Genomic DNA, 13,082 nt, shown 5'->3' on the forward strand with positions numbered 1-13,082 from the left:
TTTAAATCGCGTCGCGGCTGGTTTTGCTGTATACCACCACCGAAATGCTGCGGTGGCGTACCGGCTTCGGCGTGTGGATGGCGTTGTACTCTTCGCCATAGGCCACTTTCTTGCCCAGCGGCTGGCCTTGCGCATTGGTGATCTCGAACAGATCGCCGGTGCTGAACGGCTTGGCCACCGTGTAGCTGGTATTGCCGCGCACGCCCATAATGATGCGGCCGTCGCCCATATCGGTATGCGGCGCATTGGTCGAGTAGGCGGGAATGTCCTTAATCTTCATCAGATCGCCGCCGCCGGTGGTATCAGAGCCGTTGCGTTTCAAACTCACTACAAACTGCTCGGCATTGCTGATGGTGTCGTTCAACACCGGGCTCATCAGCAGGTAGTCCACATGTTCGTAACGCTGGCCGCTCATGTTTGCCTTGGCCGCACCCACTTCGCGCAGCAGGCCGTTCAGGTGTTTCTCCAGCGTGTTACCACTGGCCACATCCAAGTTGAACAGCACGATGTTGGTGGCTTGGCTGTAGGAGATTTTCACGCCGGTAGCGCCTGCCTTAGGTGCACCCAGTTGGTTCACCAGCTGGAAAATACCCTGGTTCAAGTCCACGATGCGGAAGTAGTCGCCGGCAGGTTGGGCATTGGTACCGTCGTAGGGTTTCGCTACGGTGGCGCCAATCTTGATGGTGATCGGATTTTCCGCTGCGCCCACGGCCGCGCCCTGCAGGGTCAGGCTCTGATGTGGGCGCACCACCGGGAATTTCGCGGTTTTGAAAATACCGCTGGTGGCGTTCGGCGTAACCGCCTCATCGGTAATCGCAATCGCGGCGTAGCTGTCACTGGCGCGCTGGATTTCGTTGATCAGGCGGCGGGCCACCAGCTCACGCAGAATGCGGGCATTGGTTTCGATGTTGCGACCCAGTGCGTCCCAGTTGATAACGGATGCGCGGGTGAAATGCACCACCTCGTTAGTTACCGACAGCGCCAGTTTCATTTGGTTGATGTAGGCCAAATCCATTTTTTGGCTCACGCCGGCAAAGGGGATCGGCTGGCCTTCAAACACCATGCCGTCGTTGTACACCGGCGCCAAATCGCGCTCCTCGAAAGGGATTTGCGTGGTCTGCTGGGCGCTGAAATCGGTCAGCGTCTGCACCAGCTGCAGCACGTTCAGGTCATGCAGCGACTGGCGGATTACCTCGCGCTGCACACCGTATGGCAGCTGGCTGCGGTTCATATCCATTTCGCCGCCGGCCAGCAGTTTGCGCTCGGCATTCAGCTCGCGGGCAAAGATGCGGTCGAATTCGGACAGCACCTTCTGGGCAAACGGGCTGTCTTGGTCGGTGAAATTCAGGCTGCCTGAAAGCGTGGACTGCTTCAGCTTGTCCTGATAAATCTGGCTCAATTGTTTTGCCCCTTCGTCCGGCACAGTAATGTGCGGCGAGCCGGCCACGTTGTAGCCCATTGCGGCCAGCGCGGAAGTCGCTGCCATGCGGTTGCCCATATTGATTTGGTGCTGCGCCAGCTGCTTCACCTGTGCTTCGGTGGCATGGTCGGACAGCAGCGCTTTTGCGCCTTCGGCCAATTCTTTTTTCAGCTCGTCAGACAGGCCTTCGGCCTTGCTGATTTCTTCCGCCAGCAGTTTTTCGTTGGCTTCGCGTGCCTGTGCCTGCCGCGCTTTAGCCTGCTCAGCTTCCGCCAGCTTTTTCGCCACCAGCGCCTCCAGTTCGTCTTCACTCAAGGTTTTCGCCGGAGCGGCGGCCTGTGCCGGAGCAGCAGTCGGAGCGGCGGGAGTGGCAGCCGCGGCCGGGGCGGCTGCTTTTTTGCCCTCGTCTTCGGCGGCAGCCAGGGTTTTCGCCATGCCTTCCAGTTCGGCAATCACTGCTGCGGCCTTTTCCTCGCCGGTATTTTCGTCCACCGCCGCCTCGGCCAGTTTTTTCACTTGTGCCTGTACGTTGGCGGAATAGCCGGATTCGGCCAGTTTTTTCAAAAATTCTTCTAATTTATCCATGTTCGCTCTCGCTTTTTTCATCAAATCGTCGGCCAGCTCGGCCAGAATTAGGGTATCGCCGCCGGATTCGCACGACAGCGTGATCGGATCTAGGCGCTTAATGACAGGCCGTACCGTCAATCCAGCACCCAGTAAAGTCGGGCCGTGAAACGCACCGCCCTCGTTATCTTGCCAGTTATCCGCAAATTCGGCGGAAAGATAGGTGAAACCACGCTCCCGCACCGCCTTCAGGCCGTAATCGGTCCATTCGGCCAGTGCCCGCAGGCGCGTGCCCTCCACCCTCAACTTTAGGATTTTGGCGGCAGCACCGTCGCCCGGTTTATGATTCACATCGATGTAAATCTCCTGCCCCACCACCTGATCGTCGAAGTTCTTCACCATGCTCAACAGCATCGGCGAAGTAATTTCAAAGAGCCCGTAGCGCGGGTCGGTGAACGAGCCGGTGCGGGTAATCGTAACCCATGAGGTCTGTTTGCCAGACAGCGGCGGCGTGGCCGCTGCAGACAACACACGGCGGCATCTCGGTTTCTCTCCGGATAAGCGGTAAATTCGCGGTTTCATTGAAACTCCCTCTGACAATAATGGCAGGTTAGGCTGTTTGCGCATGACAAAACAGGGGTATTTTTGGCAAAAGAAAAGCGCCCCAAAGGGCGCTAAAAGGAGATGTCGGAATAACCGGAACTAGGAGATTTTAAACTGTACCTACCAGGGCTAAGGCTTCCTGCTCACTCAGGTTGTGTACGTCAAGATTGGCTTGTATATAGCACTCGTCCCACCAGTAACCGGATTCGCTGTAATCCCACTGCCGGGTATGCCGATTGAAGAAGGCGCATTCGTAAACATTGCCGTCTTCATCCTCATCACCACGAATAATGATGTCTGGGTTACCGTCTACTTTCCAATATTGATGTTTCATCGTATCCCTGCTTTCGTTTGAATCGTACTGATGCCGGGCGGGGTCGGGATTTGCCTGCTTAATTCTACCATCTGACGCTGCAATTCGGCACGTCTTTCCGTGCTGGTGGAGATTTCCCGCGCCTCTTCGTAGAGTTTGTGCAACTCGTTATTCTTCAAATTGAAGCTCTGCTCGGTATGGAATTGCAGCTCGAATACCTGTCCATTTTTGATTATGGTCGTATTGATGCCTTTATACACTGCATTTTTACGCCAAGTATTCGACACCTTGTTGGTTTGGTAACCGCTGGCTGCCAGTTGCTCCTGCAACTGCCAATACTGGCTGACAAAACTCTCACTGTCCAACAACACCGTATATCTCAACACATCCGTGATATTAGCGGCGGCACGGGCCGGTGTTACATCACGCCTCCATGTTTTGCTTTCAATCTTGCGAATTAGGGATTCGCGGCCTTTGAAACGGTAATCCAACCCAGCCATACGTGCTTGCACGGCGGCAGCCATCCGTTGTAAGTCGCCCGTTATCACCGGCTCGATGGCGGCGGCCCGTTCCAACAACCCATCTGCTTCCGCAGCGATCTCGGTTTGTACTTTTTCCACCGTAGGGTTCAGGCTGCCGATTTCGTCCCGATACACCGCTTCGGTGTAACTGAAGGTATTCGGATGTGCCGGCCACGGGCATTCGTCCACCGGATACACGCCCTGACCCAGCCCGTATAAATCTGCTGCCGCATGCTCGTCGCAAATATCCACCCGCGGATGGCGCGGTGAAAGCATGAATCGCAGCCCAACCACATTCTCGTCCGCCCGCGCCAGCTGCTTGTAGCGCTCGCCGTGCGCGCGGTTGATTTCGGTGCGCAGCACGCGACGGAATTTCATGGCCGCATTGCCCGGATTGGCCAGCAATCCAGCTTCTAGGCGCCTAGCCACCGCACCCGCTCCGGCCTCATCCAGCGCCTGCTTCAATTCCGGTGTGATATTCAGGGTGCGCTGCAGGGCGTGTTCGGCATCCCAGCCGCGCTGCACTGCCACATCCACAACACTTTTCAGGTCGCGTGCGGCACCGGCATGGATACGCCACAGTCGCGCCGACAAGTTCAGCCCGTCCTTCTGCGGCGTATCCAGCAGGTGCCGCACCAGTAGCCGTTCTGCTTCCGGCTCACGCCGGCGGCCGCGCCAGCCCAATGCTGCTGCCGCCGCTGCGGCCAGCATGCCATCGTGCAGCAGTCTATTCTGTACCTGTTCCAGCTGCTTCAGCTCGCTATCCAGCAGGCGGTGGATTTCCGCCAATTCGGCAATGCCGATGTGCTCGTAATCGGCCACCTGCTGCCGGATGCGTTTCCCGGCGGCACGGTAGGCTGCCTGGCTGGACTGCTCCATCGCTGCCACCAGCGCCCAGGTTTCGGACAAATCAGGACGTGAATGCGGTGCGCGCGGAATATCATCCATGATTGCCCACGCTCGTCATACTCTCTCCCTTCGGTGCGTTGCCTGGCGTTACCTTCACGCTCGGCATATGTGCATCCTCTGGGTAAGGGTCGTAGTTCTTTTCATCGTTCTCACGCCGCTGTTCCACATCGGCCGGGTTGTAGCCCAGCTCCTCCCAAATCATCGACTGCGGCAATTGCAGTGCTTTCAGTTTCAGCGCCCGGTCGGTGGTCTGGTTCAGTGTTTCGGTGCGACGTTCGGCAAATGACACTCTGAAATTTTCCGTATCGGCGGGAATACCCTGCAGCAGTAAGTGCAACCGGAAGCCCTGCTGGTACACCATTGCCAGCACGTCCTGAATCTGATCCACTTCGTCGTAGTAGTCGCGCTTCAAGTCTTCCAAGATGTCGCGTGCCAGCCCGTCGGTATAGCCCGCCAGCCCTTTCGGCAAAGGGCTGCCTGAAAAAAAGCTGTCCAGCAAATACACCACATCGGCGATTTCCCCCATCGTGGCGTCGCCTTGTACCGCCTGCACCCCGCCCTTTTTGTTGCTGTAGAAGTCGGTGGTAATCTGGTCTTTGTTCGCCTCAGTATGCTGGCGGTACTCTTCCAAATCCTCCGCGCTCGCCCCTTCTAACACATGCGACAGGCGCATCGGGCTGCGGTGGTGGCGGCGGATCACTAAGTCGGTGTCCGTCAGCCGCAGTTTGCGCCAAATCTCGCGGCTGGCATCCAAAAACGGCCGGCCGAGAGAAGAAAGGTCGTCGAAGTTGTCCGGGTCTTGCCGCGCCAGTGTCAGCTGCCACAGCCCGAACACTGCTATGTCTTGACCATGTTGGAAATCGTATTGCGCATAAGCCGCCGCCACATCCTTGAAGCGGCCGTCGTTGCCCACTATTGGGCGGATGGTTTCCGCCGGCATGCGCACCGCTGCCACCACCTGCCCTTTATTATCCAGCACCCACTGCATCGGCAGGTTACCTTCCATCACCAGCCCGCGCGCATCCGATTTCAGTTTCTGTGCATTGTCCAGTTGCAGACGGCGTACGAATTCGCGCCATGCCTGCTGTACCCGCGCACTCGGGTCGGCCTGCAGCAGCACCAATCCGCCGCGGGTCACGTCGCGCGCCACCCGGTTATGGATGCGCTTTACCCGCCCGTCTTCGCGATCCATACGCCGGATATCCAACACCACTGAGCGGTAGTCGTAGTCGATAGTTTCCCAGCTGTATTCCAGCCGCTGCTGCCGCTCCGGCGTTGTCCGCACCCCGATTTCGCTGGTTATGCCGTGCGCTTCCTCACCGGTCAGCATGGCATCGGATTGGCTACGCCCGAAACGGCGCAGCAGCCTATTGATGATCCCCATTTTCGATTCGCTCCACTTTAACGATTGACCGCCAGCCTTCGATCAGTCCCGCCTCATATAACCGACGAACCATGTCGTCGTCCTCACCGAAGGCGGCAATCCATTCCGCCCGCTTACGGGCCACTTCGATTTTTTCCTGCTCAGAAAGAGGGCGGGGTGGCGGTCGGTTCAGTTTCATAATTGCCCCAGTAGTTGCTCTTGGCTGATGCGCCGCGTCAGTACCACGCCCGGCTGGTAAGCCTCAATACCGGCGGTAACCATTGCATATACCGCCGCACAGGCCGCATCAAACAAGTCGTCGCCGATTTTCGGGTTCGCCATCTTGTAGGTGTTGTAGGCAGCGTTTTTCGCCGGCGCCGATTTCACATTACCCAGTTGTCTGATAAACAGTGCAAAATCGCTGCTGTCGGCACCGATTTCATCCAATCTGCTCGGCCCCCAACTGGTATTTGCCGCGTTTTTTGTCCGTAGTGCGTCACTACCGTCGTCCACATACGGGATGGCGGCCTGCCCGTTATGAAAGGCGGTGCGCAGCAAGCTGGCCATATTGTGCTTGGTCATGCCCTCGAAACGGATCGGGGCAAATGGCCAGTGCATCCATGTCGAAGCAGTCGATTGCCCATCACCGATACTGCGTCGGTCTATATCGGTCAGACCGCGAGCAAACAGCATATCGTTCAGGTTGGTCAGCATACCCAAGCCATAGGCATCGCCCATCGCGTAATCCGGGCGGAAATACTCCCAAAAGCCGAACAGGTCACGCTGCACCACCGCATCATCAGTACCCGCCGGCCACGTTTTCACAAACGGGAAGGTAGCGAAATTCCCCACCTGCTCGCACACCACCAAGGCAGACTTGGATGCATGTGCGCTCTCGCCGTGGCCAGAATGGTCATAACCGAAACTGAGCAAACCTTTTTTGCGGTAGCGGCCGCCGGGCAGCGGGCAGGCTGCCTGCAAACCAGCCGACAAGCCCACCGCCATCGCCCGGCGGATGTATTTTTCCCAAATATGGTTCTGCGCCGAAGCGTTGATGCACAAGAACTGCCGTATCCACTCTGAATCCGGTAACTGTTCCTTCATCTCATCCACAAACGCCTGATTCAAAATCCCCAGTTCGATACCGAGATACACGTCTACCGGCGGCAATACATGGTAGCCGCCGGTATCAATCAACTGGGTCAGCACGTCCGCCCCTTTGTACACGCCGGTGATACGGATCTGCGGGTCGAAACTCACCGAACTATCCACCCCAAGGCGCCGAGCCGAACCCAGCATCGGCAGGAAGCGGGAAAATAGCCGGTCGGCCGGCATGTCGTCGATTTCTTCCAGCGAACCGATACTCAGGCCGTCACCGTCAATTTGGCTCATGATGCCGTAGCAGACGGCCTTACTGCCGTTGTGGAACTGGTAACGGGTATCGGCAATCTGTCGCCGCCCGGATTTATAGCCGATCCAACCACTCAAAATCGGGCTGCGTCGGATGGCATCGATGTGATACATCAGGTTGGTTTGGCTCTGCTGTAGGCGCGGCGCCACAATCCCTTCTTCTTGGAAAGGGGTAGTGGCCAAATATTCCAGGCAGTACATTTCTTTCACTGCAGTTTTACCGGTGCGGCGGCAGGAAAAATCCACCGTATTGCGGTGGTCGTCCATCTCCTGCATCTTCAACACCTGCATCGGGTCGAGACCGACGTTGTGCACATGCTTGTGCCACAGGGCATGCGGCTTGATGCCGGTAACCGGGTCGGGTCGGGCATAGCGCATGATTTCCTGCTCGGCGCTATGCTGTATTTGGATGCGTTGGGCGGCGGTCGTCATGCAGCCTCCGTCTGTGGAGCCAACTGCGCCAAATAGGCTGCCCATTCCTCATAGCAGTCGCGGCACACGTCCAAATATTGCAACTGCTCGTGCCCGTCCAATTTGGCGCCGCAGTCGGCACAGTATTCCGACGGCAACATCAATCCACCTTTAACCCGAAAAAACATACATAAAATACCGCGGCGAATACCAACCAACCGCAATGCGGTACCCGTTCTTTCGCCGATAGATAGGCTAAATACACGATTGCCACCTTGCTACCCAGAAACAGGGCGCTGATTGCAAACTCTTTCATGATTTATCCCCGTTCTGCTGCCGGTATTCAATCAACACCGGATCTTGTTGTAGCCGTTGGTTGGCGCGTTGTGCCAGTACCGATAAATCTTCCAGTGCTTTGGCACTGCGCTCGGAGAATTCCAAAAGCGACTGCTGGGTGGCGGCATCCTGTTTCAGGTGGCCTAATGCCTGCTCTTCCTGCTCGATGACTTTCGGTGTCATACCCATATCGGCCAGCGACAGACCGTTTTTGCTCAAGAAATCCTGCAGGCTGCGAATCAGCGGATGGGCGTGGACTTCGTAAATCACCTTCATCTCGCCGCTGGCCCGGTCGAGGTATTCGCCGATCACTACATTGCCTTCCTGATCCACCTTCCATGCCGGTGCGCGCAAAACCACCCCGTCCGCCACAATCGTCTGCAGTATCTGCTGGACGATGGCGGTGATGGCCGCCTGCATATCGGCATAAATCTCGGTCAAATACCGTGGGTCGCGCTGCTCGAACGCGGCGTGGTGCAGCATAAACAGCTGCGTCTGCTTTACACAGGCCGGCTGGCTGCGGCAGTACTCGCGATCCACGGTGCAGGTGCGGCAGGCCGGGTAGCCGTCCGGCTTGGCCGGGAAATAGGTGGCGGTGCGGGCATTCATGCCGTGCTTGAGCGCATTGAAGCGGGTCCTTCGTGTTTCCTCCGGCGTCGGGTGGCCTTCCAGATTCTTACGCACCGCCGCCTTGCCTTCCGGCGTCTTCGGACCGGTGGCATTTGCCCAGCCCTTCATCAGATTGCGGTGCCAGGCCGCCTGGGCACAGGTCTCCCCGCATTTCGGGCAGGCTGCCTGATAGGCAAACGGGTGCCACTCGCATTCAGGTGCATCCCGCACCGTCTGCGGGGCGCACTCGAAGGTGTGCTTGCAGGCGGCGCAGCGGAAAACAACGGTATCGAGGGATTGGGAAGAATGGTCGGTCATACGGGCATTAAACGACCAAAGACAAGAACAAAACAGGGGTATTTTTGGCACAGGATAGGCAGTAAAATCCACCCTACACAGGAAGGGAAATCATGAAACGAGCAATCATCTATGTGCGGGTCAGTACCACCCGCCAAGCCGACGAGGGCATTTCAATCGATGCCCAGACAGATCAATGCAAAAAGAAAGCCCAAGAGCTCGGTGCCAGCGTGCTGCAGATATTCCGCGATGAGGGTATTACCGGTACTTCGGCGGTGAAGAGGCAGGCATTTCAACGCGCGATTCATTATTGTGCGGTAAACGATGTGGACTACTTCATCGTCTGGTCCACCTCCCGTTTCGCCCGTAATAAGTTGGATGCCGCCCGCTACAAACTGCTGCTGCGTGAGAGCGGTACCCGCCTGGTATATGCATCGATGAATATCGATAGCGACACCGACGAGGGCTGGTTCACCGATTCGATTATGGAGATTATGGATGAGCAGGTATCGCGCCAAATCAGTCGCGACACCCGCCGCGCCATGTTGAAAAATGCGGAAGAAGGCTGGTTTAACGGCGGGCGTGCACCGTTCGGCTATCAAATAACCAGCCAGGGCAAACGCCGTAAACTGGTGCCGAACGATGCCGAAAAACCACTGGTGCAGGAAGCCTTCCGCCGTTTTGCGGCGGGGGAGGGCGCCATTGCCATCGCCCGCAGCTTTACTGGGCGCGGCTATACCCGGCGCGGGGCCGAATGGCAGGCCGCCAGTCTGTCGCATATGCTGAAAAACCGTGTCTACATCGGTCAGACCGTGTATAACAAACGCAGCGGCAACAAACCCAATCCGCCGGAAGAGTGGATTATTCGGCAAACCCACGAGCCGTTGGTTTCGGAAAAAGATTTCGAAGCCGTACAAAAACGCTACCGGCCGGATTATAAGCAAACCGGCAGCCCTTCCAGCCGTTTCCTATTCACCGGTTTGCTGCGGTGCGGTCACTGCGGCAAGGCCATGAGCATTGAAACTGCTACCAGTAAAACCAAACGTCGCTACAATTACTACAACTGCAGCGGCTTCAAGAAAGGTTGCAATTGCATATCGCGCCGCATATCGGCCGAAAAGCTGGATGACTACCTGCTAAATATTGTGGTCGACAAACTGCTTACCCAAGAAGTGGTCAGCGATTTTATCGGTGAGGCTTATCGGAAATACGTCGAAAAACGTACCAATAATGCCGAGCAGCGCAAACTACTGCAGCAAGAACTCACCGAACTGCGCCGCCGCCGCAATACCCTATTCGAACTGGTGGAATCAGGGCTGTCCGGTTCAGACAGCCGCTCTCTACTTGAGCGCGTGGCCGGTTATGATGAACGGGAACAAACCCTGCTCATCGAACTCGACAAGCTGGCGGGCGCGCCCGATGTTGATGCAATCCCGGAGATTGATGTCGACAGCGCATTACGCACACTGAAAACTATCCTCCTGAATACTGCAAATGAAAAAAAGCTCCGCATTTTATTGCAGAGCTTTATCAGGAAAATTGATATAAATCCCACTGAAGTGGTTATACACTACAACCCGGAACGAATTATCAATGATTCCATAGGGGTTCATAGTACGGAAAGCTGGCACGCCCAGGGGGAATCGAACCCCCGTTACCGCCGTGAAAGGGCGATGTCCTAACCGCTAGACGATGGGCGCGGATAAATTATGGCGCACCCGGAGCGATTCGAACGCCCGACCCTCTGGTTCGTAGCCAGATACTCTATCCAACTGAGCTACGGGTGCGCTGTGAAGTTTTGAATTGTATTTAGGATTAATTTCCAAGTCAAGCTATTTCGCCGAAAATATTCCCTATTCATGCACAATATTGTCTAGCTGTTTCATTCATCAGTAAAAATAAATGTTATATAAACCCTTTTTATCAACTACTTTTAAACTGTACAGCTTGGTTTCCAGGTAGCTTTCCCTAGCTTGCAGACTACCTATAACTTGGCAAATCCAACCAAACCCGCTATAACCCAGCTTCATCACCATCTACCCAATTCTGCTCCTCATGACCGAAACTTCTTCCCTCTGGCTGGCCAAACAGCTTATTGCCCGGGCCTCCATAACCCCGGATGACCACGGCTGTCAAGAGATAATTGCCGAACGTTTACGCGCCATTGGTTTTTCTATTGAACACATGCCCTTTGGCCGCACACAAAACTTATGGGCGCGGCGCGGCAGCGGTACGCCGCTATTGTGCTTTGCTGGCCATACTGACGTTGTTTCGCCCGGCTCCGCTGGAGCATGGGCATCTCCGCCGTTCCGGCCCACCGAACGCAACGGCAAACTCTACGGGCGCGGCTCGGCCGATATGAAAACCAGCATTGCCTGTTTCATCACCGCCTGCGAGCGCTTTATTGCACAGCATCCACAATTTTCAGGTAGTCTCTCCCTGCTGATTACTTCGGACGAAGAGGGTGACGGCAAAGAAGGCACCGTGCGCGTGGTTGAAACCCTGCACCAACGTGGTGAGCATATCGACTACTGCATCATCGGTGAGCCTACCGCGGAACACATCTTGGGCGATACCATCAAAAATGGCCGACGCGGCTCGCTTTCAGGTAGCCTCACCATCCACGGCAAACAAGGACACATCGCCTACCCCCACCTCGCCGCCAATCCCATTCATCTGGCCGCTCCCGCCCTGGCCGAGCTCACTGCCGAGCATTGGGACAACGGAAACGCCTACTTCCCACCCACCGGCTTCCAAATTTCCAATATCCACGCCGGCACCGGCACCACCAACGTCATCCCCAGCGAGCTATCCGTACAATTCAACTTCCGTTTCTCCTCAGAAACCGATGCCGCAAGCCTGCAACGCCGTGTAGAAGCCATATTGGATAAACATCATCTGCATTACAGCCTCCAATGGCAGATCTCTGGCCAACCCTTCCTTACCGAAGCCGGCTGCCTTACCCAAGCCGCCCAAGCCGCTATTGCCGAAGAATGCAGCATCCAAGCCGTCCTCTCCACCGGCGGCGGCACCTCAGATGGCCGTTTCCTCAAAGCCATTGCCCGCGAACTCATTGAGCTCGGCCCCGTCAACCAGAGCATCCACCAAATCGACGAACACATCGAGCTCGCCGCCATCCCCCGCCTCTCCGCCATCTACGAAAACATCCTGCGCCGCCTGCTATTAGATTGACACAGCAAGCAAAAAATTTTCAGGTAGCCTGTACGTCCGCCACAGGCTACCTGAAAATATAACGGACTAAATTTAAACCGCTACCGCGTTGGCTCGCCTTGTCCCGATTTTTGTGAATCCACTATATACCCCCATCACAGCAAAACACTTTTCAGGTAGCCTCCCCCTCATCCAAAAGGCTACCTGAAAAACAAGCAGAGCAAGTTTCGCCAAACACACCGCCTTGCCACAAAGGCAGCGTTTCCACCCCGCCCCAAACAACAAAGGCCGCCCCGCCCGCAAGCGAAACAGCCTTGACCACCTGGCGCACACCCTAAGCCGTGTGCTCAAACACCGCCCCCTTCTCCGCCACCACACTCTCCGGCGGCACCCCCTGCAATTCCGCCAGCTTGGCCGCGATCTGCGCCTGCGCCGCCGCACACAGCTCCTGCCGCGTTTTACCCTGCGGCGCAATCGGCTCCAGGAAATACAACACCGCCTCACTGCGCCGCTGCGGCAAAATCCGGCAAAACGACTGCCACAGGCTCATCTCGCCATAATAAGCCATATCGATATTCGGGCTGCCGTCCGCATTCGGATAATACGACAACACCGGCCACACCGCCTGATTGCCCACCACCGCCGTATCAAACAGCCCGCTCTTAAACGGCTTGATGCCAGTACCATCCGTGCTCGTCCCCTCCGGGAACACCACCGCGTAATCCTTCTCCGACAAAATCCGCAGCAGCACCTCCATCACCTGCTGCGAAGACTGCCGACTACCGCGCTTGATAAACACCGTGTCCACCCGCTCCACCAGCCAGCCGATCACCGGCCAGTCGCGCACCTCCTGCTTGGCCACAAAGCGCACCGCCTGCACCGAATTAATCAGGAAAATATCCAGCCACGACACATGGTTGCCCACCATAAACTGGCCGCCCTCGGCAAAAAACCGCTCCGCGCCGTGCACCGTCAGGTTCACGCCGAACACCTTCATACACTGCCGCGACCAGCGCCGAATCCGCCATTGGCGCTTCGCCTTATCCTCGCGGCCGAAAAACAAGGCTACCTGAAAGCAGCCCCACAGCAAAACGGCGGCTACCCCAAATAGCCTCACAATCAGTCTGAGCCTACGCATCAGCTAACCTTGTTTCC

At 56.6% G+C, this 13,082-nt stretch carries 10 protein-coding genes, 2 tRNA genes and 1 pseudogene; 2 read left to right on the top strand and 11 right to left on the bottom strand.

The features are described 5' to 3' along the window. Position 1: 1 nt before the first annotated feature. The 8 genes from A7P97_RS07190 to A7P97_RS07220 form a co-directional block, all read right to left on the bottom strand. Positions 2–2,566: a hypothetical protein gene (locus A7P97_RS07190; protein ID WP_067596340.1), complete on the bottom strand. Its 2,565-nt coding sequence runs from the start codon at positions 2,564–2,566 to the stop codon at positions 2–4. 130 nt (positions 2,567–2,696) lie between these two features. Next, entirely contained in the window at positions 2,697–2,921 is a 225-nt protein-coding gene (locus A7P97_RS07195) for a hypothetical protein (protein WP_064084032.1), read from the bottom strand. Continuing rightward, positions 2,918–4,369 carry a hypothetical protein gene (locus A7P97_RS07200; protein WP_067524149.1) on the bottom strand — a complete coding sequence of 484 codons (1,452 nt, stop codon included), beginning with the start codon at positions 4,367–4,369 and terminating at the stop codon, positions 2,918–2,920. The genes A7P97_RS07195 and A7P97_RS07200 overlap by 4 nt, the downstream gene beginning before the upstream one ends. After that, complete coding sequence (locus A7P97_RS07205) at positions 4,362–5,714, bottom strand: hypothetical protein (protein WP_067524151.1); 1,353 nt, start codon at positions 5,712–5,714, stop codon at positions 4,362–4,364. Before A7P97_RS07205 ends, A7P97_RS07200 begins: the two co-directional genes overlap by 8 nt. Then, on the bottom strand, positions 5,698–5,892 hold the full coding sequence (locus tag A7P97_RS10450) for a hypothetical protein (protein ID WP_067524152.1): 195 nt from the start codon (positions 5,890–5,892) through the stop codon (positions 5,698–5,700). The genes A7P97_RS07205 and A7P97_RS10450 overlap by 17 nt, the downstream gene beginning before the upstream one ends. Next, positions 5,889–7,535 carry a hypothetical protein gene (locus A7P97_RS07215; protein WP_067524154.1) on the bottom strand — a complete coding sequence of 549 codons (1,647 nt, stop codon included), beginning with the start codon at positions 7,533–7,535 and terminating at the stop codon, positions 5,889–5,891. The genes A7P97_RS10450 and A7P97_RS07215 overlap by 4 nt, the downstream gene beginning before the upstream one ends. After that, entirely contained in the window at positions 7,532–7,675 is a 144-nt protein-coding gene (locus A7P97_RS10180; RefSeq protein ID WP_156497495.1) for a hypothetical protein, read from the bottom strand. The genes A7P97_RS07215 and A7P97_RS10180 overlap by 4 nt, the downstream gene beginning before the upstream one ends. A 151-nt stretch (positions 7,676–7,826) precedes the next feature. After that, positions 7,827–8,777, bottom strand: a complete 951-nt coding sequence (locus A7P97_RS07220) for a hypothetical protein (RefSeq protein WP_067524156.1) — start codon at positions 8,775–8,777, stop codon at positions 7,827–7,829. A 92-nt stretch (positions 8,778–8,869) separates the two neighbouring features. On the opposite strand from A7P97_RS07220, the pseudogene A7P97_RS11065 reads away from it, so the two are divergent. Continuing rightward, positions 8,870–9,886: pseudogene (locus A7P97_RS11065) on the top strand (recombinase family protein); the annotation flags it as partial. Positions 9,887–10,381: 495 nt separating this feature from the next. Here the strand turns inward: A7P97_RS11065 and A7P97_RS07230 are convergent. Together A7P97_RS07230 and A7P97_RS07235 are read right to left on the bottom strand one after the other, a co-directional pair. After that, positions 10,382–10,456: transfer RNA gene (locus tag A7P97_RS07230), tRNA-Glu, on the bottom strand. A 10-nt stretch (positions 10,457–10,466) separates the two neighbouring features. Beyond that, positions 10,467–10,543: transfer RNA gene (locus A7P97_RS07235), tRNA-Arg, on the bottom strand. Between the two features lie 268 nt (positions 10,544–10,811). Here A7P97_RS07235 and dapE point away from each other — a divergent pair. After that, positions 10,812–11,948: a succinyl-diaminopimelate desuccinylase gene (dapE, locus tag A7P97_RS07240; RefSeq protein WP_067529682.1), complete on the top strand. Its 1,137-nt coding sequence runs from the start codon at positions 10,812–10,814 to the stop codon at positions 11,946–11,948. A 313-nt stretch (positions 11,949–12,261) separates the two neighbouring features. On the opposite strand, the gene A7P97_RS07245 is transcribed toward dapE, so the two are convergent. Continuing rightward, positions 12,262–13,065 (bottom strand): 1-acyl-sn-glycerol-3-phosphate acyltransferase, encoded by an 804-nt coding sequence (locus tag A7P97_RS07245; protein WP_067529684.1) that lies wholly within the window; start codon positions 13,063–13,065, stop codon positions 12,262–12,264. Positions 13,066–13,082: the final 17 nt, after the last annotated feature.

Origin of the sequence: Eikenella sp. NML070372 (assembly GCF_001648415.1) — a bacterium.
Taxonomy (GTDB): domain Bacteria; phylum Pseudomonadota; class Gammaproteobacteria; order Burkholderiales; family Neisseriaceae; genus Eikenella; species Eikenella exigua.

Excerpts from the sequence above, each read along its gene's own strand:
- A7P97_RS07190 (WP_067596340.1), bottom strand. The coding sequence starts at position 2,566 with ATGAAACCGCGAATTTACCGCTTATCCGGAGAGAAACCGAGATGCCGC.
- A7P97_RS07195 (WP_064084032.1), bottom strand. The coding sequence starts at position 2,921 with ATGAAACATCAATATTGGAAAGTAGACGGTAACCCAGACATCATTATT.
- A7P97_RS07200 (WP_067524149.1), bottom strand. The coding sequence starts at position 4,369 with ATGGATGATATTCCGCGCGCACCGCATTCACGTCCTGATTTGTCCGAA.
- A7P97_RS07205 (WP_067524151.1), bottom strand. The coding sequence starts at position 5,714 with ATGGGGATCATCAATAGGCTGCTGCGCCGTTTCGGGCGTAGCCAATCC.
- A7P97_RS10450 (WP_067524152.1), bottom strand. The coding sequence starts at position 5,892 with ATGAAACTGAACCGACCGCCACCCCGCCCTCTTTCTGAGCAGGAAAAA.
- A7P97_RS07215 (WP_067524154.1), bottom strand. The coding sequence starts at position 7,535 with ATGACGACCGCCGCCCAACGCATCCAAATACAGCATAGCGCCGAGCAG.
- A7P97_RS10180 (WP_156497495.1), bottom strand. The coding sequence starts at position 7,675 with ATGTTGCCGTCGGAATACTGTGCCGACTGCGGCGCCAAATTGGACGGG.
- A7P97_RS07220 (WP_067524156.1), bottom strand. The coding sequence starts at position 8,777 with ATGACCGACCATTCTTCCCAATCCCTCGATACCGTTGTTTTCCGCTGC.
- dapE (WP_067529682.1), top strand. The coding sequence starts at position 10,812 with ATGACCGAAACTTCTTCCCTCTGGCTGGCCAAACAGCTTATTGCCCGG.
- A7P97_RS07245 (WP_067529684.1), bottom strand. The coding sequence starts at position 13,065 with ATGCGTAGGCTCAGACTGATTGTGAGGCTATTTGGGGTAGCCGCCGTT.